We start from the raw sequence: 22,462 nt of genomic DNA on the forward strand, positions 1-22,462 counted from the left end.
CGATGCAAGTCAGGAAGTGCGGTGGTAGTGAATCTAGGTATCGAGCAAAGTCAATCGACCGCTACTGTCCCCCAGTGCGGCGATTCCAGCGTCCATGCGGTCCAGCATCGAGAGAAATAGGTTATTGAGCGGGATCTCGCGATCGGTCTGCAAGTGTTGGCCCGTCTTGATCGTACCGCCGGCACGGCCCGCAAGTACCACCGGCAGATCGTCGTGTCGATGGCGATTGCCGTCGCTCAAGCCGCTACCGTACATGATCATGCAATTATCAAGTAACGTGCCATTGGCTTCCTTAATGCCGCGCAGATTCTTTACGAACCGGGCGAATTCATCAGCCAGAAAGCGATCGATCTTCTTGATCTGCTTAATTTTGTCTTCATCGTTGCGATGATGCGACAACTCGTGATGGCCGCTGTTGACGCCCACCGAACGATAGCTTCGATTGCTTCCCTCATTGGCGAGCATGAAAGTCGCAACGCGAGTGGAATCGGTTTGAAACGCGATCGCCAGCAGGTCGTACATCAGCCGGATGTGTTCGCTTAGGTCGCTAGGAGCGCTCTCGGGCGTCTTAAATTCCGGGATTTCTTTGGCTGCAACTTGTTCGGCCCGCTCAATTCGCTGCTCGATCTCGCGGACACTCGTAAAGTACTCGTCGATCTTATGCTGATCGGTCTGACCCAAGTCCTTTCGTAGGGATGCAGCCTGTTCACCGACGAGGTCGAGTACACTGCGGCGGATCTTGTTGCGGCGCGCCTGATCGACCGTTTGCTCCTTGGTGCCAAACAATCGCTCGAAGGCAGCTCGTGGATTAATCTCTTTGGCCATCGGTGTCGATTCAGTCTTCCACGAGATGTTGTTGCTATAGCTGCAAGCGTAACCACTATCGCAACCGCCGGCATCGCGGCCCCGTTCAATTCCAAGTTCCAAAGAAGGAAGGCGGGTGTATTGTCCCGTCTTCATGGCCGCTGCCTGATCGACCGACATGCCGACCTTGATATTCGCGGCAGTCGTTTTTACCGGATGAGCCCCCGTCAGGAAGGAGGCAGCCGAGCGAGCATGATCGCCCGGGCCGTCACCCTTGGCGCGACCATTGTCCTGGGCTAATCCACTGATGATGGTGATCTCGCTTTGCACTTCCTTTAGAGACTGCAACGTTTCGGGCAGCTCATAGCTCTTGCCAGCTTCTTTGGGTTTCCACGCGGGCATAATCGCGCCGTTTGGAAAGAAGACAAAGCCCATACGAACCGGAGGCTTGACGGTGGCCACCCTGGCTGCGTAACCGATACCCGGTAGCATTGCTTCTAGGAGCGGAAGGCCGAGTGTGCAGCCGAGTCCGCTCAGTACGGTACGCCGATCAAGCAGGCCATTGCTCACGATTCTGTTACTCATGGTTTTCCTCCGTCACCCCGGCGTTTGCGAAACGGATCGCTTAATACGATCTGTGTCACCACCGTAGAAATGCGAAACTGATCCTGTTCGATCGCCTTAACGATTTTATCGGTTGCACAGCGGTCGTATGGTGCCAGCCCCCGCCCCAGGGCGTACACCATCATTTTTTCGGTAAAGCAGCGGGCAAACTCCTGCTTCCGTTGCACTAAGACGTCCAGCAATTCCGTGGGACCGCTGAATCGCTCGCCGCCGGGCAACACACCGGAAGGATCGATGACATCCTTACCATCCCGCTCACGCCACTGGCCGACACCATCGAAGTTTTCCAACCCGAAGCCTAAAGCGTCCATTGTCTTGTGGCAAGAAGCGCAGACAGCATTCTGCCGATGCACTTCTAACTGCTGCCGCAACGAAAGATTCGGCTGAGCCTTTTGCGTAGCATCAAGCTGTGGCACATCTGGCGGCGGATCGGGTGGGGGAGCGCCGAGAATGTTCTCTAAGATCCACTTGCCGCGCTTTACCGGCGAAGTTCGCTCAGGATTTGACGTCAGCGTCAACACACTTCCTTGCGAGAGGACTCCTCGGCGAGGAAGGCCAGTCAAACTTACCCGGCGAAACTCATCGCCGACGACCTTTTCAATCCCGTAGTGCCTGGCCAAACGCTCGTTGACGTAAGTGAAGTCGCCCCGCAAAAAATCGAGAATGCTGCGATCTTCCTTCACGATAGTGGAGAAGAACAGCTCAGTCTCACGCCGCATGTCGCTCTTAAGCTTGTCGTCGAAGCCGGTAAAGACTTTGGGATCGGGAGATGTCCCGTCGAGCAAACGGAGATTCAGCCATTGCAAGGCGAAGTTTTGCGTGAGTGCTTCTGCCCGCGTGTCTTGCAGCATCCGTCTTACCTGCTCGCGGAGCACACTTTCCTGATTCAGTTGCCCCTTCGTTGCGAGTATGAATAGCTCGTCGTCTGGCATGCTGCTCCAAAGAAAGTAGGAGATGCGCGAAGCGAATTCATACTGACTCAATTCATGCGATTGCGAAGAATCGTTGGGCTTCGCATCTCGCTCAATACGAAACAAAAAGTGCGGTGAAACCAAAATCCCCTGCAAGGCAATCTGCATTGCAGCTGCAAACGATTCGCCCTCGGCTACCGACTGATTCACTAGTTCCGCATACGGTCGAACTTCCGCTTCGATAACCTTACGCCGAAATGCTCGCTGCATGAGCGGACGCAAATTAGCGAGCGCCGCCTGGCTGGCGGAAGTGGTGCCGTTTGGCACGCTGACGATCAGATTGCGGTGCGACTCTGGATAGTCTACCGCTGAGATATCGAGCGGACCGCGAACTTCCAGGGCGGTTACATACAAGTTTCGGTCGCGGCGGCGAGAATCGGCTGCCTTCTCATCATAAAAGTCGTTCAGGAAGTGTGCCGAGAGTTCGAGCTTTCCCTTCGGCAAATGGATCTTGATCTCGTAGTTCTTTTGCTTGTCGGCGGGGGCGTAGACATCGAATATCTTCAACGCCTTCGTGCCGTGCCGCAATTCCAGTTCCGCAGGTTCTCGGTTGATATTCTGCGCACCGGCAATTGCTCGTAGGGTGTACTCTCCCGCGCGAGCGATTTCGAACTGAGCTTTCACACCGCCATTGGAGAGAATTCCCCAGCCGTCACGACCGTACTTCCACTCGCCATCCACCGATTGCAGCTTTCGATCAATCCGCTGTTTCTTAACTAACGACTCGGGATCGGCCACAATCGCTGTGGCTGAAATCTTCTCGGCCGCCGCCAGATACTTTTCGAGAAGCAATGTGGGAAGTGTAAGGACGTCTCCCTGGTTATCAAAGCCGCTGCCAACGTCATCCGAAGGAAAGTCGTCAGCTGGACGAAACGCCACCCCGAGCAGATCCCGAACTGTGTTGTTGTATTCCGCTCGATTTAAACGACGAATGGTGACTCGCCCCGGGTCGGGTGCCGAATCGCAATCGAAGTGATAAATCGTCTTTTCAATCCAGCCGATGACGAACTTTCTCTGAGCTTCCGTCGGTTGCGGACGATCATCGGGGGGCATCGCAGAGGACTGCAACATCTCTAAAATGTGTTGCCAAGTCTTAGCGTCGTCTTCGACCATCGCCGGATCTTTGTAGCGGTCGAGTTGAATGCCCCCTTCAGGCTTTTTGGTGCTGTGGCATTCCAGGCAATACTGCTTGACGAAGGGGACGATCTGCTTGAGATAGACGTCGGTGTTTTTGGCAGCAGCGCCTGCGGTTTTTGCACCCGGAGGCTGCGCCTGTGCAGTGGCAAATATCGCCCCGAGCAACATGCCCCCTACAAGCATACTGCAGACGTGATTCAATCGCACAGGAAGCGGGAAATGCATCGTTACTGACCAGTCAAAATCCAGGCGAGCTCTGAGTCCGTTCGATAGCATTTCATTCTAACAGAACGGCCCGCGTTTTCCCGCTGAAATCGCGGCAAATTCCTTGCGGGACCGCGCAGGAGATAGGACTGGATTAAGCTATGGTGCTGCGACGGTTACTCATCCCGCAAACGTTCGCTCATCGTCCAAGTGTTGCCCTATGCGTTGGCCCCTTCGGCTCCAAATTCTGACTCCCATGGCCGTCATCTTGTTGGTGACCGTCGGCAGCGTCAGCGTACTCAATGCGTGGTTGGCTGCGACCCGCGTGCGAACTGAAGTCGAGACTCAGTTACGCGCTGTCGCCCGCACTCTGGAGGAAGGGAACTTCCCGCTCGAATCGAACGTGCTGCGGCAGACAAGTGGGCTCTCCGGCGCAGAATTGCTGGTGGTAAATGAAGTGGGCGAAACGACGGCCGCTAGCTTTTCCGCGACGTTTCCTCGGACGAAGTTCAGCGCAATAACCGACTGGAGAGAGCTGCAGCTAAGTGAGACATTCGAACTGCAAGGGCAGACTTACTTTCATACGGGCGTAAAGCTGGATCGCCGGCCGGTCGGCGGGGGCCTCGTAGAACTCCACATCTTCTATCCCGAACGCGCCTGGCAACAAGCAACGCGGCAAGCATCCCTTGGGCCGCTGTTGATTGGCGGTGTGGCCCTGGTTGTCGTCAGCCTGGCAGCATGGGTAGTAGCCGCATCATTGACTCACCCGGTACGAATGTTGCAAACTCAAGTCCAAGAAATTGCCCGCGGCAACTATGAGTCGCTACCACTTCCTGTTCGCAACGATGAAGTTCGTGACCTGGCCACGGCAGTCAATCAGCTGGCGGTTCGGCTCTCTCAATATGAAGCAGAAGTTCGCGGGAACGAACGACTCCGCACGCTGTCGCAACTTGGCAGCGGGATTGCCCACCAGGTTCGAAATGCCGCGACTGGCTGCCGGATCGCCATCGACTTGCATCAACGCGAGTGTCCGCTGACCCGCGACGACCAAAACAGCGACCGCCTGCAGATTGCCAAACGGCAGTTGACGTTAATAGAGACCCATGTGCAGAGATTGCTTGCACTCGGAAAACCGAGCGAGCAGCTGCATGAGCGGATTGAACTTGGCGCCCTTCTCGACGATACCTTGGAACTCGTTCGCCCCACGGCAACGCACTTAGGTGCTGAGTTGCAAGTTTCTACTGCTTGGCCCAATGCAGCGACGGAAGGCGATGGCGAAGCCTTGCAGCAGATGCTGGTGAATGTGCTGATTAATGCAATCCAGGCCACAACCAACGGTGGTAAGCAAGAGACGCACTCGGCGCGTGTCATCTTGGAAGCCACGCTGATTGGCTCTACGCTTACGATTGCAGTTGGCGACAACGGCCCGGGGCTGCCAGACCACGTGGCCGAGAGACTGTTTCAACCTTTTCAATCCGACAAGCCAGGCGGAACCGGCCTGGGGCTGAGTGTGGCCAGGCATACTGCCAGATTGCATGGCGGCGATGTTCGTTGGTCCCGGATTGGCGATCTGACTTGGTTCTATTTGGAGTTACCGAACTGGCATGGCTGGAATTCTGATCGTTGATGATGAGCAGGCAATCAGTTGGGGCCTTGCTGAATTGTCGCGGCAATTGGGACACGAGCCCCATACCGCATCTTCTGCCGAGCAGGCCATTAGCTTGGCGGCAAAGACGGATGTGGCCGTTATTCTGCTCGATGTTCGCCTGCCAGGCATGGATGGGATTGCCGCCATATCTCGCTTGCGCGAGTTGCTGCCGGCGGCCAAGATAATTGTAATGACTGCTCATGGGGATCTCAGCACGGCGGTGGAGGCCGTCCGTCAAGGTGCTTTTGACTACATCGTAAAGCCATTTGACACGACACAGATCGAGCGGCTCATCGAGCGCGCCTTGACGCAAATTGCCGTCGTACCAGTAGATGCTGTCCCGTCGCTCAGTTCGGCTTCCAATCCGCTGATCGGCAAAACGCCGGTGATGCAAGAGATCTTCAAGCGAATTGCTCTCGTCTCGGCCAGTGAGGCCTGTGTCTTCATTTCTGGCGAAAGTGGAACGGGCAAGGAGCTTGTGGCCCGAGCCATACATCAATACAGCAAACGAGCAAGCGCGCCTTTCGTGGCCGTCAATGTCGCGGCACTCAGCCCCTCGCTTGCCGAGAGTGAACTCTTTGGTCACGTGAGAGGTGCCTTCACGGGAGCTGAACAATCTCGCGCGGGTCTGCTTGCCGACGCGGATGGTGGCACGCTGTTTCTTGACGAAGTGGCCGATATTCCGTTGCCGGTGCAAGTGAAGCTCTTGCGCGCGCTAGAGCACGGCGAAGTCATGCCCGTCGGTTCTGGCCGAACGACGCGCACGAACTTTCGCCTGATCTCGGCGACTCACCAGGATCTGCTTGCCAAGGTACGTGAAGGGACGTTTCGCCACGATCTCTATTTCCGGCTTTGCACGTTCCAAGTCCCATTGCCTCCGCTGCGCGAACGTAAGGAAGATCTGCCTCTGCTAGTAAATCACTTTCTGCAACAGCTTGCGCCGGGCAAATCGCCGGGCAGTTTTACCTCGGTTGCACTCGCTGAAGCCCAGCGGCGACCGTGGCATGGGAATGTGCGGGAACTTCGCAATGCAGTCGAACATGCCCTGATCGTAGCGCGCGAAGGTCCGATTCTTCCCGAGCATTGGCCACCGGCAATGCAGCCGATTCAAGCGCCAGATCCTAACAGCGAATCGCTTGAGGGCCGCTTGAAAAAGCTTGTTCGAGAATGGGCTGAAGGAAAGCTCCAGTCTGACGCCGACATGAAAACCCTCTACGACGAAATGCTGCAACAGGTCGAACCGCCGCTGCTAGCTGCGGCCCTCGAGCGAAGCAAAGGGGAATGCCTGGCAGCCTCGCGCTGGCTGGGCATGCATCGAACCACTTTGCGAAAAAAGCTCGATCAGTATGGACTGCATGGCGAAGAGTAGCTTGGGAATAACGCGAACTGGAATGGGCTCTAGCTTGTGCAGTTAAGACTGGAGCCTCAATGAACGACGTTACTCCAACTTCGCAATTCGCTAGTATTCGCAACTGGACCTTTCGCTGGCTCGGTCGCTGCTTGGCGGCCTTCGCTGGCGTTTATGCGGGTTTTCTCTTGCTTGGCTGCGTACCCGTGAATCACAACTACCAGATTCCTGCGGCCGATAACTGTGTCGTCATTTTCGTACGGAGCAATGAGATCCATGCTGATCTGGTGCTGCCCGTTACTAACCAGCACACCTCTCAAAACTGGCACGATCGATTTCCACCGGAGCACTTTCAGCATCGCAATGTGGCGGGCGATGAGTACGTGGCCGTTGGCTGGGGCAATCGAGCCTTTTTCGTAGAAACACCGACCTGGGAGGACTTCAAACTCACTACGGCGCTGCGTGGGCTGTTCACACCCAGCGAGTCGGTCTTACATGTTGAATATGTTCCCTTGGCTGAGACCCGCGAGTATCACGAAGTTCGCATCACTCCCTCGCAGTATGCAATTATGTGTCAGCATATCGAAGAAACGATTGGCAACCGTGACGAGCACGGCCATGCCGTTCCGGCCACACCAAAAACGTTTGGTGACAGCGACCGCTTTTACAATTCAACGGGCACTTATCATCTCTTCAGCACTTGCAATCAATGGGTGGGGCGTGGACTAAAGCGCGCTGGAGTGCCGACCGGTCTGTGGACTCCTTTGCAGCAGCATGTGTTGTTCTGGCTTCCGAAAAGAAGTGCTGCAGAAACACTGCATCACTCGGGTTCCAACTTGCCTTGAATGTGTGCGCACAACAATTCCCAACCAATCCGCTCTTGCTCGCCCGCGGTCTTTTGCACAAGCGATTCCAGCCGTGCCATTTCGGTACGAATATCAGCGGCTGGGAGTATTCCAATTCGCGTGGCAAGGATCGCCGCTTCTACGACCGCGTGCTTCGCACGATTGAAGCCAAACCAGTCACGCACATGTTGGCTTTGAATGACTTCGCAATGAAACGTGGCTCGCGGTGGCCCTAAATCGGCTGTTGTTGCCCGTAAGGCAAACCAGCGGCAGCAGTCAGCGAGCGCGTAGCCGGGAGAGACATCAATCGTCTGATATTCGGGCAGTTGAACCATCCGACCAATGGCTGACCGCGCAATTAACTCTACATTGTCCGTTACGTGAAAGACTGCAGTTCGGGTCCGTTCGAAGTTTGCAAAGGTTTGAGAAGTGCAAAACGGGCGCAAGGTAAACGATTGGAATTGACGATCGACTTGGGGGCCCATTGGTGCCAGATGGGGTGAACCGTCGGCAGCGGTGGTAAGGACCAATCCTTCCACAATCAGTCGATCCGTTTGCGTGGGCTCCATCGGCACCTTTCAAAACGTGACAGGGCGAGACGGCAGTACGTATTCAATTGCTGCTGGAGGATGCTCGTCTGTCTTCGCAGCTAACAAAGCGGGTTCGATGCCAGCCATGCGCAAAAAATTAGCCAGTAGCGCGTAGCCCCCTTCGGTCAAAATCGACTCGGGGTGAAATTGCACACCCCATATCGGCAAAACACGGTGGGCCACGGCCATGATTACACCGTCAACAGTCCGTGCGGTTACTTCCAACTGTTTCGGCAACGTGCCCGGCTCAATGACGAGTGAGTGATATCGGCCTACATTCAACGGCGACGGTAAGCCGGCAAATAGTCCTGCTCCGTCGTGTTCAATCAAGCTTGTTCGGCCGTGCATGGGCTCGGGAGCTGGCACGATCTTGCCCCCGAGTGCCGCGCCAATGGCTTGATGCCCGAGGCAGACACCCAGGATTGGAACCTCCCCGCCAAGCTCGCGGACTACTTCTAGTGAACAGCCCGCCTGCGTCGGCGTGCATGGTCCCGGCGAGAGGACAATCGCGTGTGGCTGCAGTTTGCGAATCGTCGGTAGATCGACGGCATCATTACGGACAACATGCGCAGTGGTCCCCAACCGGCGAAAGTGCCGAGCCAGATTATGCACAAAGCTATCGTAATTATCGATCAACAGAATCATTGTCAGTCCACAATTGCCTTCAGCAGCCCCGCTGCCTTTGTCCAGGTTTCGTCGTATTCTCGCTGTGGCGATGACTGCGCTACAATGCCGCCGCCAACCGGAAATTGCCACCAACCTCGACCGGCGGTAATGGTCCGAATCAGGATGTTCAAGTCCAGCGAACCATCGAAGCCAAAATAGCCGAGGCAACCGCAATAAGGACCGCGGGCAGTCGGTTCGAGTTCGCTGATAATCTCCATCGCTCGCACTTTCGGGGCACCGGTGATGGAACCACCAGGAAACGCCGCCCTGACTAAGTCCAGCGGCGACATTCCAGCTGCCAATTTTCCCTCAACGACCGAGACCAGGTGCTGCACGAACTGATAGCTTTCTAAGCCACAAAGCTGCGTCACCCGCACACTATCTGGTTGGCAAACTCGCGATAAATCGTTACGGAGAAGATCAACAATCATCACATTTTCCGCACGATCTTTTTCACTCTCCTGAAGTTCGTCCCCGGCAAACAGATCGGCCTCCGCGCGCGACGTCCGCGGCCGCGTCCCTTTGATTGGCCGAGCCTCCACGTGTTGATCTCTCACCTGCACAAACCGCTCGGGCGAGGCACTGGCAATTTGAAAATCGCCAAGGTCAAAATAAGCTGAAAATGTTGCAGGGTTCCGTTCGCGCAGTCGCAAGTAAAGCGGGATGGAGTCGCAGGCGGCTGGAAATAATAGTCGCTGTGCCAGATTTACTTGGAACACATCTCCCGCATAGATGTAGTCGATGGCTCGCTGCACGGTTGCGAGATACTTTTCGGCGGAGAAGTTGCTGGCGAGCCCAGCGGGACCGGGAACCGAGTAGCTCGGAGCCAGTTGGTCACGGCGGATTACTTCCGTACGTTTCGCCTTCGGCTCAGCGACTGGCGAATTCAACAGCTTACGAAACTGCTCTAAACGCGCCGCCGCGCGAATCTGCCGCGATTGCGCCGATGCCTCCGGAAAGCCCTGCGATATAAGCCACGCCCGCTGCTGCAGATGGTCGTAGGCGAGCACGATGTCGTAAAAGCCAATCGCTAGTGCAGGTAGCCCAAATTCATCGAACTTTGGCAGCGGTACGCGTTCCAGACTGCGCCCCAGGTCATAACTGAGCAGGCCAGCTGCGCCGCCTTGAAAGGGTGGCAACCCTTCAATCGTCGGTGCCTGCCATTTGCGCAGTTCATCGTTCAGCCGCGAAAGCCCATCACTGCCATCGGCCGGCACTCGCAGGAACGTAAACGGATCGGCCGCCACGAACGAATACCGTCCAAGCTTTTCATTCTGCAGCGCGCTATCCAAAAATAGCACGTGTGGCAATGCAGCCAGTCGGCGAAAAGCCTCGGCGGGAAGTGGCGGCCGCTGAAATTCCTCCACTACGGGAATTGACTGACACGGCAAGTCACTCACGACTCGCCTCCCAGTCGTGCAGCCTTCGCGTTCTTCTTCTGCAGCCGATGACTCTCCTCTTCCTGAGTCAGATAACCCCAGTCGAGCGCTTCGTCCTGGCGATACTGCTTGCTCAGCGTCAGGGCGATCGCAGCCTTGCACATCTCATAGCCCAAATAAAACGCGTGTCCGGAATCAATCTGCACGGCCTGATGCGAATCACGAGCACCGCCGAAACCGGGATTCAGCAGTCGTTCGAAGAGCATAAACGGATCAGCGTCCGCCAAGTGCAACCCGGCACTCACCACGTGAACTTCGCCCTCTTCCGCAAAGATTCGATAGTTATTGTCCTTAATCGCTTCGGCCAGTCGAGCCAAATTTTCAACGCCAGTCGGCGTTAGCTTGGGGTCTCGCAGCGTAACCAGCCGAGGCTCCAGTCGCTTTGGCGGCACCTTCTGCCGGACAGAATGCCGTACCAGTCGCCGCGCTAAATCACACTCTTGTACGCTCGTACGTGCCCAGTTAATTACTTGCGTCGTCAGCACACTGCGAATGCCTAGCTCCTGACAAAAACCAAGGAGCAGCGTGTTGATGCCCGCGGAATCGCAGTCGGTCAGTTCGGTGAGATTGCCGATTCCCATTATCATTTCGACATCGGGGTACTGTCGACGCACTTCCAGGTATCGCCCCAAACTGGCCGCGAAGCCGAAACCGATTGGTTCCAGCACAGCATCTATCCGCAGCGGCACCTTGGCTTGAGCCAACTGTTCGATCGTCTCCGCCAAACCGCCGAGCGTGGGAAAATCGTCAGGGATGACAATTACTTCGCAGCCCCAATCGACTGCTGCGTCGCGATTGGTGGAATTCACCGAGAGGACCAACTCCGCACCAGCCTTGACCGCTGGTGCAATCTCGCGGGGATCGAGGCTATCGATCGAAACTCGCAACCCTTCGTCTCGCAGCGCACGCACGCAGTCAGCCACGCCCAGCCATGGCCCACTCGGATCGCACCCCACATCGATCAGGTTCGCACCATCCGCAGCCAGGCGTTTCGCATGAACGATGATCTCCGCCAGTGACTGCCGTGGCGCGTGATTGATCTCAGCAATGATCTGAATGTCGTACTCGCCATACTCTGCTGGCCGCTGATTTTTGCCGCCGAGAAACTCGGGCAATTGTTGCAAATCGCGCGGGCCGACTTGAATCGGCACATTGATGATATTGGCAAGCGGAGCCAAGTCGCCGTGGCAATAACCGGGCAGTATCACTCGCGTCGCAGCAGCGGGAACTTGAATGTGGCGAGCAATCCAGGCGGGAGACATGAGCGCGGCAACTGTGATTGGCAGCACGTCAATCGAATAGCTGAAGGCCTGTTCGACAGCGACCTTCGCCACCACGGTGCGCAGCGCGAACTCGGCCAAACGCCCGGTGACAAAATGCAAATGTTCGCCGGACATACAGGCCTGAAACGAAGTACGACTACTGGATGCAAGAGCGAGAATTCAACCCGTGCAGCATACCATCGGCCCGCCCATCATGCCGAGCCAAACCGAAAGCCACCGTTCACGGCGAGCACCTGTCCCGTGATGAAATCGGCACCCGGCGAGGCCAAAAACCTCACCGCCGCAGCCACGTCTGCCGGTGTCCCCCACCGCTCGCGGAGCGACTCATTGGTCGCCCGCTGTTGCCAATAGTCAGAAGTCTGCTCGCCCCAGGCGGTGCGAATCCAACCCAGGGCCAGGCAGTTCACGCGCACTTGAGGAGCCAACGATTGCGCCAAGCTGCGCGTGTAGGCCATCACTGCCCCTTTGATTGTGCCGAACATTTCGCCACTATCGCCGGCCATGCCACGCTCCGCCTGGTCCCAACCAATGTTGATGATGCTGCCACCACCGCGCTCGCTCATCTGTTGGCCAAGATGGCGTGACAGCGCGATACATGCCTGCACGTCAACTTTCCACAGTTGTTCTAATTTCTGGTCGAACGACCACTTGGCCGCAGCACCAGTGAGGACATCGGCCCCGGCATTGTTCACCAGCAAGTCGAGCTTACCTTGCCATTGCCAGGCCTCGGTTGCCAGGCGAGTTACTTCCGCAGCATCTGCCAGATTCGCGCAAGTGGCCAAGACGTTCCGCCCGAGGGCACGAATCTCAGCGGCCACCTGCTCTCGGGCTTGCTTATTGTGAAATCCGTGCACGACCACGTCTGCCCCTGCGCGGGCCAGGGTCTTTGCAATCTCGCGACCGATACCCCCACTCGAGCCCGTGACCAGCGCGGTCAGGCCGGTCAGGTCAAGCGAACTCGCGGGCTCGGGTTTCAACTTCGGTTTCTTTCGTCGCGTCGATTACGGGATTTCGTAACAGGCCGCTTCTTGCCCATTGCGAATCAGCAGTAGCTTGCCAGTCACACACAGGTTATTCCAAGTCTTACCATCGAAAGCTTGAATCTTGCCGCGGACTTCAGCCTTCTCTGGATTAGCAGCCAATAATACTAACTCACCGTCTTCGCCGAGCACTAAAAACTGGTCCCCAATTCCCAGAACCTGACCGTGACCGTAGCGGCCACTCTTCCATTGCGACTTGCCCGATTCAACGTGTACACACTCCAAAATCCCGTCGCTCAGGCCATAGGCATAGTCGCCAATAATGGTGACATTGGTGAACTTCGTCTTCAGCACGCGGCGACTTTCCCAAATCATGTTCACCGCCAGCTTGTCACCCTCAGGAACTAATTTCAACAGCGATGAGCCCTGACCATATCCCTTGCTGATAAACAATTGATCGCTCCCCACAGGGAAGGCCTGCGAAACGTTCGCATCCGCTGAACTATTACCCGACCAATCGTATTGCCAAAGTTGCTGGCCGTCGCGCGGGTCGTAAGCGGCCAGGGTCTTCTCGTTGACCGATACGATTTGATCGACCCCCGCCACAGTGCAGCGAATCGGCGAGGCGTAACTTATCTGATCGGTCCCCGCTTCCCAAGCTACTTTGCCCGTCTCTTTGTCATAAGCAATCAGCGAACGGACGTTGCTGTCATAGCCGCCAGCTGGCACCACCACGAGGTTGTCGACAATGAGGGGCGAGCCGCTGCGGCCCCATTTCACCAGCCCTTCGCTCGTGGCTTGTGTCAGGTCGTATCGCTTGAGCAGATCGTCTTCCCACAGCAACTTGCCGGTCTCACCATCCAGGCATTGCACGCGCCCGGTGCCACTTTGGGCATAGACGCGGCCCCCATCGATGGTTGGCGTCGCTCGCGGGCCCAGCCCACCCAGCGGATCATAATGTCGAGACTCGCACGCATGGTGCCAAACTGGCTGACCGTCCGACACGCGATAGCAGCTGACCCATTCTTCGGGCCCGCGTTGTTCCAGCGTCACTGCATAGCCATTTCGCACGGCAAAGCCCGACCAGCCTGGCCCGATGTTGCGTCGCCACACTTCACGCGGCCCCTGCGGTTCCCACCTGTCGGCAAACTTCGCCTCCGGCAGCCAGTTGTTTCGCTGTGGTCCCAGGAACTGAGCAAAGTCCTCGGGCGTTTCCGTCTTCAGGTCGATACCGGCAATTTCCGTTTTGACATTCTCGCTGGCTGGCGATTCCGTTGTCTTCTCCGGCACGACCACCGCGGGAGCCATTGCCGTTGGGCGATCGAGTTCGTTCTCGTGCTGGGGATACCAACGCGGGACGAACGTCGGCTTCATGTAACCATCGACCCCTTCGAACCGCAGCAAGGCCACTGCCATCAGCACGCCGGCCAGCGGAGCCGCGAAAACCGCGCGGCGGCTCCCAAACGAGTAAGCACTCTTCCAACAGAACCAAATCCACAGCGTCATGAAGGCGATGAACGCCAGAATCAGCGACACGATGTTGGCCACGGCCCCATCGAACACTTTGACGACCGAGGCAATCTCTTCGACATAGATCTGCACCAGCGGAATCAACGTCAGGCAGATCAGCACCGTCAGGCAGGTGCCAATCGGAGGAAATTGCCGCACCGCAGTGTGTCGTTTCAAGGCGGTGGTCGTTGTCGTCGAATTCGGCGCAGTGGACATGCAGCTTTCCTCAATCAGACCAGTCAGTTCACCAGCGGAGTTGCCCCACAGGGACTAGCGCACAACAGGGGCGGCATGTTTCAACCGCACACCCGGGCCGGAAATCACTCCCCGGCCCCCCGCACTTAGTTTACCCGACGGACAAGAAGGTCCTTCTGGACCACTGTCGCCGGCTCACAACCCGTCCAGGTATGCTACCGAACTGGCTTCCAATCGCGTAGGCGAACAATTCACTTAGCGGCCAACCGAACGACTATTTTACCGGTCTCTGTCGACGTAACTCACAATGCCGCACGTGCCCAAAACATCCTATTTGTTGATAAACCACCAGGACAAACAACCCAAAACATTCGCCAAACACGGGAAAAACACAAAACCCAGCTGAAATGCCCCTGCCATTTATCAACACCCCCCTTTTGCGGTCACACCAACTTACGTCGATCCTCGGCCCAAGTCTCCTGGCAATTTCGCGCCCGCACGCGGCACCCGATTTAATTGCCACTTCAATGCTTCACTTTCGGCCGGAAAATGATCGCGCACCCCCGGCCTGACTCATTCAACGAAACAGCCGTGACACGTTAGGTCACGGCTGAAAAGTTATTCAAGATTTTCTTCCGACCGGCTTTACCGCCCGAACGAGAAGCCCCAATGAACATGGCTTGGCCCGCGGGCATGGTGATGGCCGTGGTAGTGCGGGCCATGATAGCCGTGCCAGTAGTACGGCGGCGGGGCATAGTACCGCGGGCCATACACGTGTTCGACGATGACCGGAGTCGGTGGTGGCGGCGGAATGGCGGCGGTGTAGGCCGATTGATAGCGAGCTTGCGAAGTCGGCGCTTGTTGCATGGCTTGCAGCACCGAATCGGGCACGCCTTGATTCCGCAGGTAAATGAGATCGTTCACTTGTAGGGTTTGCGTCACGCCGTTCGTCCGCACATGCGTGACGATCACGTCTTCGCTCAGCCCGGCGCGGCACATGGCCACGACGTCTTGCGGAGCCACGGCCCCCTTCACCGCTTGCTGGGCCGAACCCGCGGCATAAGCCTGCTGTTGAGCTTGGGCCCGATCGTTGTCGATCCCTTCGCCGATGGCATTGCCCGTGATGGCACCGACCGCACCACCGATCAGACCGCCGGCCAGCGCGTTTTGGCTCTTGTTGCCAATTGCAGCCCCCAGCCCCGCGCCGGTGAGACCACCGAGCACGGTGCCGTTGCGCTGATAGTTCGGCGTCTGGCATCCACCCGAAACAACCGTCGTCAGCGTGACCGCCAGCGACAATACGATAATGACGAGCGACTTCATGTCTGGTTCTCGTTTGCGATTCGACTCAAATCCATCCACGTCGATAACCTGCACACTAGCCAACAGCTAAGAAACCTGGCTCTTCCAACGCCCCCGGCCATCTCCCTCCGATCCTTGAGAGAAATTCCACGGGCCGCCGATGTTCGTCTCTCTCGCCTGTAGCGTCAAGACGAACTCCGCGCCAGTCCCTAGCCATTTACCGCTGCTAGCAGGCGCATTTTCAACGCGCAGCGGAATGCTTCATTATCTTCATCGGCAAAAACAACGAATTGTCGCAGTTCAATTTCCGCCGCTAGCGTTGCAATTCAGATATGCGCGTCTACAACGTGAAATCCAGAGTTACATTGGGCAGTTGATCCATTCTGCATTTTCGAATTAGAGGCGAGTTCTATATGAGCGATCGGCCACCGGTTTGGCGCATGGTCCAAGAAGCAGTGGAGAAACTCGGATCGCCGACGACGAACAAGGCGATTCGCGACTACATCCTCGCCAAGTACGGTGAAGTAAACGAGAAAACGATTGCCTGCCAGATCATCATTTGCAGCGTGAACCACCCCTCGAGAGTTCACTATCCTGAAAACAAGCGGCCAAGAATCTGCAATTCTCGCTACGACTTCTTATTTCGAACGGGAACAGGTGAAGTAACTCGCTTTGATGCAACTATCCACGGGCAATGGGAGATGCGCCTAAATGCATTTGGAAAGCTCGAAGTCGGACAAGCTATATCTGGTCCACCCGACGACCCTGAAAACGATGACGACCCAACCGACGAAGCCGGACTTCCCTTTGCACTCGAATGTCATCTGCGAGATTTTTTGGAGAAGAACATCAGCATCATCAAGGTGGACAACTCGCCGCTGAAAATTTTCCGAGATCACGAAGGCAATGCCGGAATTGAGTACGACACAGACGTCGGACGAATCGATATCCTCGCAATAGACTCTGCAAACAACCTCGTTGTAATTGAACTCAAAGTTAGTCGTGGATCTGACCGCGTCATCGGACAGATTCTTCGATACATGGGCTGGGTGAAAAAGCACTTGGCGGGCGAAAGGAAAGTTGCCGGGATCATCGTGGCATGCAACATCGACGATAAGCTTCGATACGCTGCAAGTTTACTTACCGACGTCATGCTGTTTGAGTATCAACTAAAGTTCGATTTGGATCGAGTCGCGCTTAAGTAGTTCAACAAAACTTCCTGTTCTAAATGTGGCGGCACCCATCGGCAGATCGAGTTCTCATTTCATGTTGAAGTGACCCGGCGAGCGGGTGATTTCGCCCGCGCCCGAGCTTCGCTCAGTGTTGGCCAAGACGAAAATCGCAACAGGCGAGGCGATGCATCTCAACCGCGAAAAATCTCCTTGACCGATTACGACGACTGTCGTAATATGCTTACGACAAGAGTCGTATTCGCTTCGTTCGAGAGCACTGAAACGCGATCATGGCACGCAAGAAACCGACGGAACGTCTGGCGGCAGGAGAGATTAACATCCTGCGCCTGTTGTGGGATTTAGGGGCGAGCACGCTTTCGGCCGCTCATGCCGAGATGGTCCGCCGCGGCGAGCAAGTGGGGTACACCACGGTGCAAACGCGGCTGGAACGACTGGTGGCGAAGAACGTCGTCACCAAGACCAGCGATCGCCCGGCGAAGTACCAGGCGGCCATTGCCCCCGACGATGTCAGCGGCCCGCTCCTCGACTTGCTGCTGGAACGCGTGAGTGGCGCGGTCCCCCTCTTCGCCCAGCTGATTCAAGATCCGGCGCTGACCAGTGCCGACCTGGCCGAGATGAAGCGGCTGATTGCCGAGGCCGAACGAAACCGCGAACCGGAAGCACCAAAGCCGGAGAAAAAGCGATGAGTTCTCTGCCGGACCCGAGCTTGATTGCAGATGCATTGTTACCGCTGATCGCCCGCGCCGCAGTCGCCATGTTGCTGACGATGCTCGTCGTGCGCGGACTGTTGTGGCTGCTGGCCATTCGCTCGCCTCACCTTCATCGCTGGTCCAGCCTGTTAGTACTGGCGCAAGGTTGGCTCATTGCCCCGCTGGTGATTTCGATTCCCTGGTACGATCCGCCGACCACAACTACCGCACCCGTGACAGCAGCAGCGAACATTGAACTGCCCCCGGTTGATGCCACTCCCCGCACCGAACAACAGACAGCCGCAATTGACAATTCACTTCATCGTCACGAGCCAGTGGCAACCGCTCCGGCGCTCGATCTGGCCGAGCTGCTGCCCTTCATTCGTCGGTCTTTAGCCACTATTTGGCTCTGTGGCGTGAGTGGTCTGCTGCTATTGGCCGTTGCCCTGTACGGCCGGCATTGCCGGCAAGCGGCTTATCATCACAGGCTCGATTCCACCACTGCCGCCCAGTGGCAAGCGCTGTTGCAACAAACCCAAGGCCCGCCGCAGTTGCCGCTGCGCCTGACAACCGCGATCGGTCCGCTACTTTGCTTGCTCCCCCGCGGTTACGAAGTGTGGGTGCCACAGCGGTTCTGGCTCGCTTGCACGACGGCCGAGCAAGCAGCGATTGTGCGGCACGAACTTTCGCACTATCGCCGAGGCGATCTCTGGAAGAGTTGGCTGGTATATGCCCTGGCCCTGCCGCAGTGGTTCAATCCGGCTGCCTGGTGGGCTGTGCGAAATTTTCTGCAGGCTGGCGAATGGCTTTGCGATCTGGAAGCCGCTGGCTCACCCCCGCAACGGGCCGAGTATCTGCAGGCCTTGTTGCGGCTGGTCGAACTTCAACCCCCGAGAACCACAGTGGCTGGGCAATGCGCGCACGCTCATCCTCTGCTTGTTCGTGTGCGTCGATTGTTGTCCCCTTCTCTTTGTCAGGACTCGTCAATGAACAAGGTTATTATCTGCGGTGCGCTGCTCGTGGCAGCTGTCGTGCCGCTCGTCCGTTTGGAATTCGTCGCGCGGGCCGCGGAGCCGCCAGCCGCGCTCGTGGCAGTGAAGGACCGCATGCAAACGATGGACGGCCAGCTTGCCAAGGTGAAAGAAGCCGTCGAAGCGCTTAAAGAGCGTGGCAGCGAAATCAAAACCAGCATCGATAGTAAGGTCAGCGACTTGAAGAAGTTGGCCGAAAATAAAGACCAACTGAGCGAAGAATTAAAAGCCAAAGCCCAGGTCTTTATGACCGGCGATGAGCAGGCCCAACTGGGCATCGTGAAAGAAATCGACAAGCTGGCTAGCCAGGACGAGCAAGTCCTCGCGCTCGGCCGTATGGCCAAAGATTCGCCGCACGAAACAGTGCGCCGCGCTGCACTGTTGGCCGCGCTCGCGAAGGGCGAAGCTGGTTACCCGGCAGTTGCCTTGGCGTTCGAAGCGTTGAACTCGAAGGATCGAGGCTTTCTGGCCCAAGAGCTGAACAAGCAGACCAGCACCGACAAGCTGCTGATGTTTGTCGCCATGATGAAAAATGCCGACGACGAGCTGACGCAGACCTTGCTCGGCCTCGAGTTGCCCACCAGTCAGCGGTTGATCTTCCTCGGCGCGCTTGCCGACTCGCGCAAGGACGATGAGAAGTTCGCCGCGCAAGTGATGGAACTGGCGGACAAGACCACCGGCGATGGCGGGTTGTTGATCTTGTACGCGGCTGCCAAGGTTGGTTCCGGCAAAGTGGTAGCCGAGGCAGTGAAACTGGCCGTCAAGCGAAAACAAGACGCCTGGCCGGTTTTGGCGGCCGCCTACAAAAAGGAAGATAAGGAGTCTCGCGCGGCGGTCGTGCGAGCAGCGAAGGAACTGGGGGGCGAAGGGGGCGACTTCCTGGTGAAAACGGCCCTTGAAGAGAGCAACGAAGAGCTGCGGACTGCGGCCGAAGAAGCCGTGAAGTAACTCGCAGAAACTCGTCTCGACAGGCTGATTCCTCAACTGGCTGCAGGTTGCATATCATGATGCGACCTGCAGTTTTTTTTGCACCTGGTAGTCGCGGCAGCACTACAACAGCGTTGCAGCATGCTCGCGGGCCTTGGTGATTTGCTCCGCATCGAGCTTATCGGGATTGTGGCGTTTGGGGTGGCGAACGTCGAACATGAGATTCTTCGGCTCGTGCTCGCGATGCTCGTGGCCGAGCAAGCAGTGCCCCAGTTCATGCGCAAGAATGCTCGGGAAATAGCTGGCGACCGCATCGTTGCCTTTCTTGAGTGCGATCACAGCAGCGCGGCCGCCGCCAACGCCACCCTCGCTGCCGGGCAAGTCGTAGACAAAGCCAACACCGACTCCTTTGCCACCGGGCGCGGGGGAAAGATTGTTGGTGAACTCGATCCACATGCCGTTGTCGTCGGCGGGAACGAGCATTTCCTTTTCGCCGATGGTGACAGGCGAAAACTCGATCTTGGCCTGTTCCCAGATTTTGTTCGCACCCTGGAAGGCGCTGTTGATTTGCTGGTTGGTCCAGAACGACGGAATCGCCAGGCCGCCGGCAATGCTCTTCAGCTTGGGATTATTTGGACTGTCCGGCTTTGCTGGAGTTGAAGCTGGATAAAGATCGAGAATCCAGGCCTGGACGGGGATCTTAATGACCGACATCGACATGATTGCGCAGCCTCGTGCCAAGGCGACCAAGAACCTGGTCGCAACAACTGGCTAAGCGCAGAAAGTTCGCCGATGTTACCGAGTTCGCGGAACGGCATTCATTGGCACAGCAGGAGCAGCCCCCTTCTTGGCAGCTGCTTCCTTCTTCGCGGCCTCTGCTTTGGCGGCAGCTTCTTTCGCGACGGCAGCAGTGGCCACATCGGCTTCGGCCTTGGCGGCGGCCTCCTTGGCAGCAGTGTCACCGGCCGGGGCTTCTTTGCCGTCGTTCTTTGCGCCGTCTTCTTTGGCGGGAGCCGCCCCTGGGTTCTTCGCCCGGTATTCGGCCCACTTCTTAAACGTTTCTGCCCGTTTGGCTTCTTCAGCAAAGCCGATGATCCGTGGATTCGTCAGCACTTGCTGCGGATCCCCCACGGTCTGCCCTTCGCGAACGGGAAAGTAGCTCTTCAGGTCTTGCTTAGTCAGGAAGAGAGCCGTGGCGAGGGCGGCATCGCGGACTTCGATCTTGTAAATGACCTTGTCCTTCTCGTGCATCTGCGTGACGACGTTTTGATCGGTAAGCAGCTTTTCGACCAGCGGAATGTGTGAGTCGTTGCCCATCGCGGCGATGGTGGCCAGCGCATAGTACGCCATGTGCGGCTGGCGATTCCCCTTCAAAATTTTCTCGGCCGGAATCAGCCCTTCCTTCATGCTAAAGCGACGGGCCAGCGACATGGCCTGGTAAGCGGCCCAGTCTTCGCTGCGGACAATCACACGGACGAGCATCTGGCGGGGAATTTCGCGCCGGCTGCCATTGCTGATGGCGTCGGCCATGCCCTGCTGGTTGCAAAAGTTGAATACCGCTTGCGACGATTGCTGATTGAGCGTGACGTCTTCTTCGCCGGCAACGAACAGGAGCGTGGCGATCTGGCCGAAGTTGAGTTGCAGGCCCGCATTGCCACCAAACTGCTGCATTTGAGCCAGCTGCTGATATTGCGTGACTCGAGTGGCGGCAACATCCGCCGCTGCCTTGGGGCTGTTCTCAATCGCTTGCAGTAACTCCGCATCGGCTTTGGTCAGGTCGACAAAAACCGCGCGCGAATGCGTGTCATCGCCATAGACCTTCTTAAAGCGAGCCCAACCGGGCAACGTGTAATCGTCGCTCTCTTCACTGCCGCGGAGAAAACTATCGAGCCGCCGCTGCAAGTCGAGCTGGCGAATGCGCCCCAGAATCCGTTCAGCCCGATAGCGAACTTCGCGATCGGGATGTTGGACCGCATCTTCCACCGCCTTGTAGGCGGGCAAACCGATACGGGCCAGTTGCTCGGTGGCCGCTTCGCGCGCCGAGAATTCATCGGCACCCAGTTCGTCGATCAATTGCTTGATTGCCGTGGCGTCGGGCTTGGCCGCGGGTTTTCCTTCCGCGGCTGTGACCATGCCAAGGGGCAGCACAACCAGCGAAAGAAAGGAAGCAACGGTAAACCAACGAAATGGGCGTGCGGATTTCATTTCCGACCCTTTCTCGCGCAAACAACAATCACTGACATGCGGCCGCGGAGAGACAGCCACCCAGTGTGCGAAACAGCTCACCGATTATATCCGTGCGCCGGCGCAGTTCGCGAGCGTCTGACGGGCAAATTTGGACGAAATGTCGTTCGTCGATCAGCAGGGGAGCGTTTGCGGCGGGAGCCATTACGGGCGGGCGAACTTGTTACGAGGCCGAAACCTGGCTGACGGCTTGATGGCGGTTAGCTTTTTTTTTGTCCACAGCATCGCGAATGCTGTCGAACACCTCGTCGGCCGAACGCATGGCGTCGATCGTGGTGAGGAGCCCTTGATGGCGGTAATAATCGAGCAGCGGCGAAGTCTGACGATGATAGACTTCCATCCGGCGACCGATGGTTTCTGGCGTATCATCCGGGCGATTCTCGGCTGTCGCGCGCCGGAGCATGCGACTGACCAGTTCGGCCTCATCGGCCCGCAGCTCAAGCACAATATCGAGCGGCGTGCCCCGCTGGCGCAGCGAATCATCCAGCGATTTCGCCTGCTGAATGGTGCGCGGAAAGCCGTCGAACATGCAGCCGCGGCAAAAGGCGGGCTTGTCGAGTTCTTCGCCCACCATGCTCAGCACAATGGGATCAGGAACGAGCTGCCCCTTGTCCATGTATTGGGCTGCCAGGCGGCCCAGTGGCGACGCTTGCTTGCCACGGAGCAGTTCCCCCGTCGACAGGTGCGGAATCTGCAGATACTCGAGCAGTCGTTTCGACTGTGTACCTTTGCCGGCACCAGGCGGGCCGATGAACACGATCAGCATCGTAACCTCGCGGCCGGTGCCCCCATTGGTAACATCTCCCGATCGATGCTAGGAGGGCCGCGCCCCG

The 22,462-nt window shown here is 57.2% G+C and carries 18 protein-coding genes; 6 read left to right on the forward strand and 12 right to left on the reverse strand.

The genetic code is table 11. The features are described from left to right. Positions 1-33: 33 nt before the first annotated feature. Together ETAA8_RS26695 and ETAA8_RS26700 are read right to left on the reverse strand one after the other, a co-directional pair. Complete coding sequence (locus tag ETAA8_RS26695) at positions 34-1,389, reverse strand: DUF1552 domain-containing protein (protein ID WP_145095898.1); 1,356 nt, start codon at positions 1,387-1,389, stop codon at positions 34-36. Beyond that, on the reverse strand, positions 1,386-3,761 hold the full coding sequence (locus ETAA8_RS26700; RefSeq protein ID WP_202921293.1) for a DUF1592 domain-containing protein: 2,376 nt from the start codon (positions 3,759-3,761) through the stop codon (positions 1,386-1,388). The genes ETAA8_RS26695 and ETAA8_RS26700 overlap by 4 nt, the downstream gene beginning before the upstream one ends. 199 nt (positions 3,762-3,960) lie before the next feature. On the opposite strand from ETAA8_RS26700, the gene ETAA8_RS26705 reads away from it, so the two are divergent. Genes ETAA8_RS26705 through ETAA8_RS26715 form a run of 3 tightly spaced genes read left to right on the forward strand, consistent with a single transcriptional unit; the run spans position 3,961 to position 7,581 of the window. Further along, on the forward strand, positions 3,961-5,367 hold the full coding sequence (locus tag ETAA8_RS26705; RefSeq protein ID WP_145095904.1) for a sensor histidine kinase: 1,407 nt from the start codon (positions 3,961-3,963) through the stop codon (positions 5,365-5,367). Beyond that, complete coding sequence (locus ETAA8_RS26710) at positions 5,345-6,757, forward strand: sigma-54-dependent transcriptional regulator (protein ID WP_145095907.1); 1,413 nt, start codon at positions 5,345-5,347, stop codon at positions 6,755-6,757. Before ETAA8_RS26705 ends, ETAA8_RS26710 begins: the two co-directional genes overlap by 23 nt. A 59-nt stretch (positions 6,758-6,816) precedes the next feature. After that, positions 6,817-7,581 (forward strand): TIGR02117 family protein, encoded by a 765-nt coding sequence (locus ETAA8_RS26715; RefSeq protein WP_145095910.1) that lies wholly within the window; start codon positions 6,817-6,819, stop codon positions 7,579-7,581. On the opposite strand, the gene ETAA8_RS26720 is transcribed toward ETAA8_RS26715, so the two are convergent. The 7 genes from ETAA8_RS26720 to ETAA8_RS26750 all read right to left on the reverse strand — a co-directional run bounded on the left by ETAA8_RS26720 (position 7,557) and on the right by ETAA8_RS26750 (position 15,566). After that, positions 7,557-8,150 carry a DUF447 domain-containing protein gene (locus ETAA8_RS26720; protein WP_145095913.1) on the reverse strand — a complete coding sequence of 198 codons (594 nt, stop codon included), beginning with the start codon at positions 8,148-8,150 and terminating at the stop codon, positions 7,557-7,559. The two genes, ETAA8_RS26715 and ETAA8_RS26720, sit on opposite strands and share 25 nt — an antisense overlap. Before the next feature lie 9 nt (positions 8,151-8,159). Further along, positions 8,160-8,816, reverse strand: a complete 657-nt coding sequence (locus tag ETAA8_RS26725) for an anthranilate synthase component II (protein WP_145095916.1) — start codon at positions 8,814-8,816, stop codon at positions 8,160-8,162. 2 nt (positions 8,817-8,818) lie between these two features. After that, positions 8,819-10,237 (reverse strand): anthranilate synthase component I family protein, encoded by a 1,419-nt coding sequence (locus tag ETAA8_RS26730; RefSeq protein ID WP_238397577.1) that lies wholly within the window; start codon positions 10,235-10,237, stop codon positions 8,819-8,821. Continuing rightward, positions 10,234-11,673, reverse strand: coding sequence for a DUF6513 domain-containing protein (locus ETAA8_RS26735; RefSeq protein WP_145095919.1), 1,440 nt, complete (start codon positions 11,671-11,673; stop codon positions 10,234-10,236). The genes ETAA8_RS26730 and ETAA8_RS26735 overlap by 4 nt, the downstream gene beginning before the upstream one ends. A 77-nt stretch (positions 11,674-11,750) precedes the next feature. Beyond that, the gene (locus ETAA8_RS26740) at positions 11,751-12,536 is read right to left on the reverse strand and encodes an SDR family NAD(P)-dependent oxidoreductase (RefSeq protein ID WP_145095922.1); all 786 of its coding nucleotides are present in this window, start codon (positions 12,534-12,536) and stop codon (positions 11,751-11,753) included. A 24-nt stretch (positions 12,537-12,560) separates the two neighbouring features. Next, on the reverse strand, positions 12,561-14,264 hold the full coding sequence (locus tag ETAA8_RS26745; protein WP_145095925.1) for a PQQ-binding-like beta-propeller repeat protein: 1,704 nt from the start codon (positions 14,262-14,264) through the stop codon (positions 12,561-12,563). A gap of 624 nt (positions 14,265-14,888) precedes the next feature. Then, positions 14,889-15,566: a glycine zipper domain-containing protein gene (locus tag ETAA8_RS26750; RefSeq protein WP_145095928.1), complete on the reverse strand. Its 678-nt coding sequence runs from the start codon at positions 15,564-15,566 to the stop codon at positions 14,889-14,891. Positions 15,567-15,985: 419 nt separating this feature from the next. Between ETAA8_RS26750 and ETAA8_RS26755 the strand changes: the two genes are divergently transcribed. The 3 genes from ETAA8_RS26755 to ETAA8_RS26765 all read left to right on the forward strand — a co-directional run bounded on the left by ETAA8_RS26755 (position 15,986) and on the right by ETAA8_RS26765 (position 19,406). Beyond that, a complete protein-coding gene (locus tag ETAA8_RS26755) occupies positions 15,986-16,750 on the forward strand; it encodes an endonuclease NucS domain-containing protein (RefSeq protein ID WP_238397578.1) in 765 nt (254 codons plus the stop codon). 257 nt (positions 16,751-17,007) lie between these two features. Next, positions 17,008-17,424, forward strand: a complete 417-nt coding sequence (locus tag ETAA8_RS26760) for a BlaI/MecI/CopY family transcriptional regulator (RefSeq protein ID WP_145095934.1) — start codon at positions 17,008-17,010, stop codon at positions 17,422-17,424. Next, entirely contained in the window at positions 17,421-19,406 is a 1,986-nt protein-coding gene (locus ETAA8_RS26765) for a M56 family metallopeptidase (protein WP_145095937.1), read from the forward strand. Before ETAA8_RS26760 ends, ETAA8_RS26765 begins: the two co-directional genes overlap by 4 nt. A 102-nt stretch (positions 19,407-19,508) precedes the next feature. Here the strand turns inward: ETAA8_RS26765 and ETAA8_RS26770 are convergent, their stop codons facing one another. The 3 genes from ETAA8_RS26770 to ETAA8_RS26780 form a co-directional block, all read right to left on the reverse strand. Beyond that, complete coding sequence (locus ETAA8_RS26770; protein ID WP_145095940.1) at positions 19,509-20,105, reverse strand: hypothetical protein; 597 nt, start codon at positions 20,103-20,105, stop codon at positions 19,509-19,511. Positions 20,106-20,180: 75 nt separating this feature from the next. Beyond that, positions 20,181-21,590 carry a HEAT repeat domain-containing protein gene (locus ETAA8_RS26775; protein ID WP_145095943.1) on the reverse strand — a complete coding sequence of 470 codons (1,410 nt, stop codon included), beginning with the start codon at positions 21,588-21,590 and terminating at the stop codon, positions 20,181-20,183. Between the two features lie 202 nt (positions 21,591-21,792). Beyond that, on the reverse strand, positions 21,793-22,395 hold the full coding sequence (locus ETAA8_RS26780; RefSeq protein ID WP_145095946.1) for an adenylate kinase: 603 nt from the start codon (positions 22,393-22,395) through the stop codon (positions 21,793-21,795). Positions 22,396-22,462: the final 67 nt, after the last annotated feature.

The organism is Anatilimnocola aggregata (assembly GCF_007747655.1).
GTDB classification, from domain to species: Bacteria; Planctomycetota; Planctomycetia; order Pirellulales; family Pirellulaceae; genus Anatilimnocola; species Anatilimnocola aggregata.

Coding starts and splice junctions, on each gene's coding strand:
- ETAA8_RS26695 (WP_145095898.1), bottom strand. CDS start 1,389: ATGAGTAACAGAATCGTGAGCAATGGCCTGCTTGATCGGCGTACCGTA.
- ETAA8_RS26700 (WP_202921293.1), bottom strand. CDS start 3,761: ATGCATTTCCCGCTTCCTGTGCGATTGAATCACGTCTGCAGTATGCTT.
- ETAA8_RS26705 (WP_145095904.1), top strand. CDS start 3,961: ATGCGTTGGCCCCTTCGGCTCCAAATTCTGACTCCCATGGCCGTCATC.
- ETAA8_RS26710 (WP_145095907.1), top strand. CDS start 5,345: ATGGCTGGAATTCTGATCGTTGATGATGAGCAGGCAATCAGTTGGGGC.
- ETAA8_RS26715 (WP_145095910.1), top strand. CDS start 6,817: ATGAACGACGTTACTCCAACTTCGCAATTCGCTAGTATTCGCAACTGG.
- ETAA8_RS26720 (WP_145095913.1), bottom strand. CDS start 8,150: ATGGAGCCCACGCAAACGGATCGACTGATTGTGGAAGGATTGGTCCTT.
- ETAA8_RS26725 (WP_145095916.1), bottom strand. CDS start 8,816: ATGATTCTGTTGATCGATAATTACGATAGCTTTGTGCATAATCTGGCT.
- ETAA8_RS26735 (WP_145095919.1), bottom strand. CDS start 11,673: ATGTCCGGCGAACATTTGCATTTTGTCACCGGGCGTTTGGCCGAGTTC.
- ETAA8_RS26745 (WP_145095925.1), bottom strand. CDS start 14,264: ATGTCCACTGCGCCGAATTCGACGACAACGACCACCGCCTTGAAACGA.
- ETAA8_RS26750 (WP_145095928.1), bottom strand. CDS start 15,566: ATGAAGTCGCTCGTCATTATCGTATTGTCGCTGGCGGTCACGCTGACG.
- ETAA8_RS26755 (WP_238397578.1), top strand. CDS start 15,986: ATGGTCCAAGAAGCAGTGGAGAAACTCGGATCGCCGACGACGAACAAG.
- ETAA8_RS26760 (WP_145095934.1), top strand. CDS start 17,008: ATGGCACGCAAGAAACCGACGGAACGTCTGGCGGCAGGAGAGATTAAC.
- ETAA8_RS26765 (WP_145095937.1), top strand. CDS start 17,421: ATGAGTTCTCTGCCGGACCCGAGCTTGATTGCAGATGCATTGTTACCG.
- ETAA8_RS26770 (WP_145095940.1), bottom strand. CDS start 20,105: ATGTCGATGTCGGTCATTAAGATCCCCGTCCAGGCCTGGATTCTCGAT.
- ETAA8_RS26775 (WP_145095943.1), bottom strand. CDS start 21,590: ATGAAATCCGCACGCCCATTTCGTTGGTTTACCGTTGCTTCCTTTCTT.
- ETAA8_RS26780 (WP_145095946.1), bottom strand. CDS start 22,395: ATGCTGATCGTGTTCATCGGCCCGCCTGGTGCCGGCAAAGGTACACAG.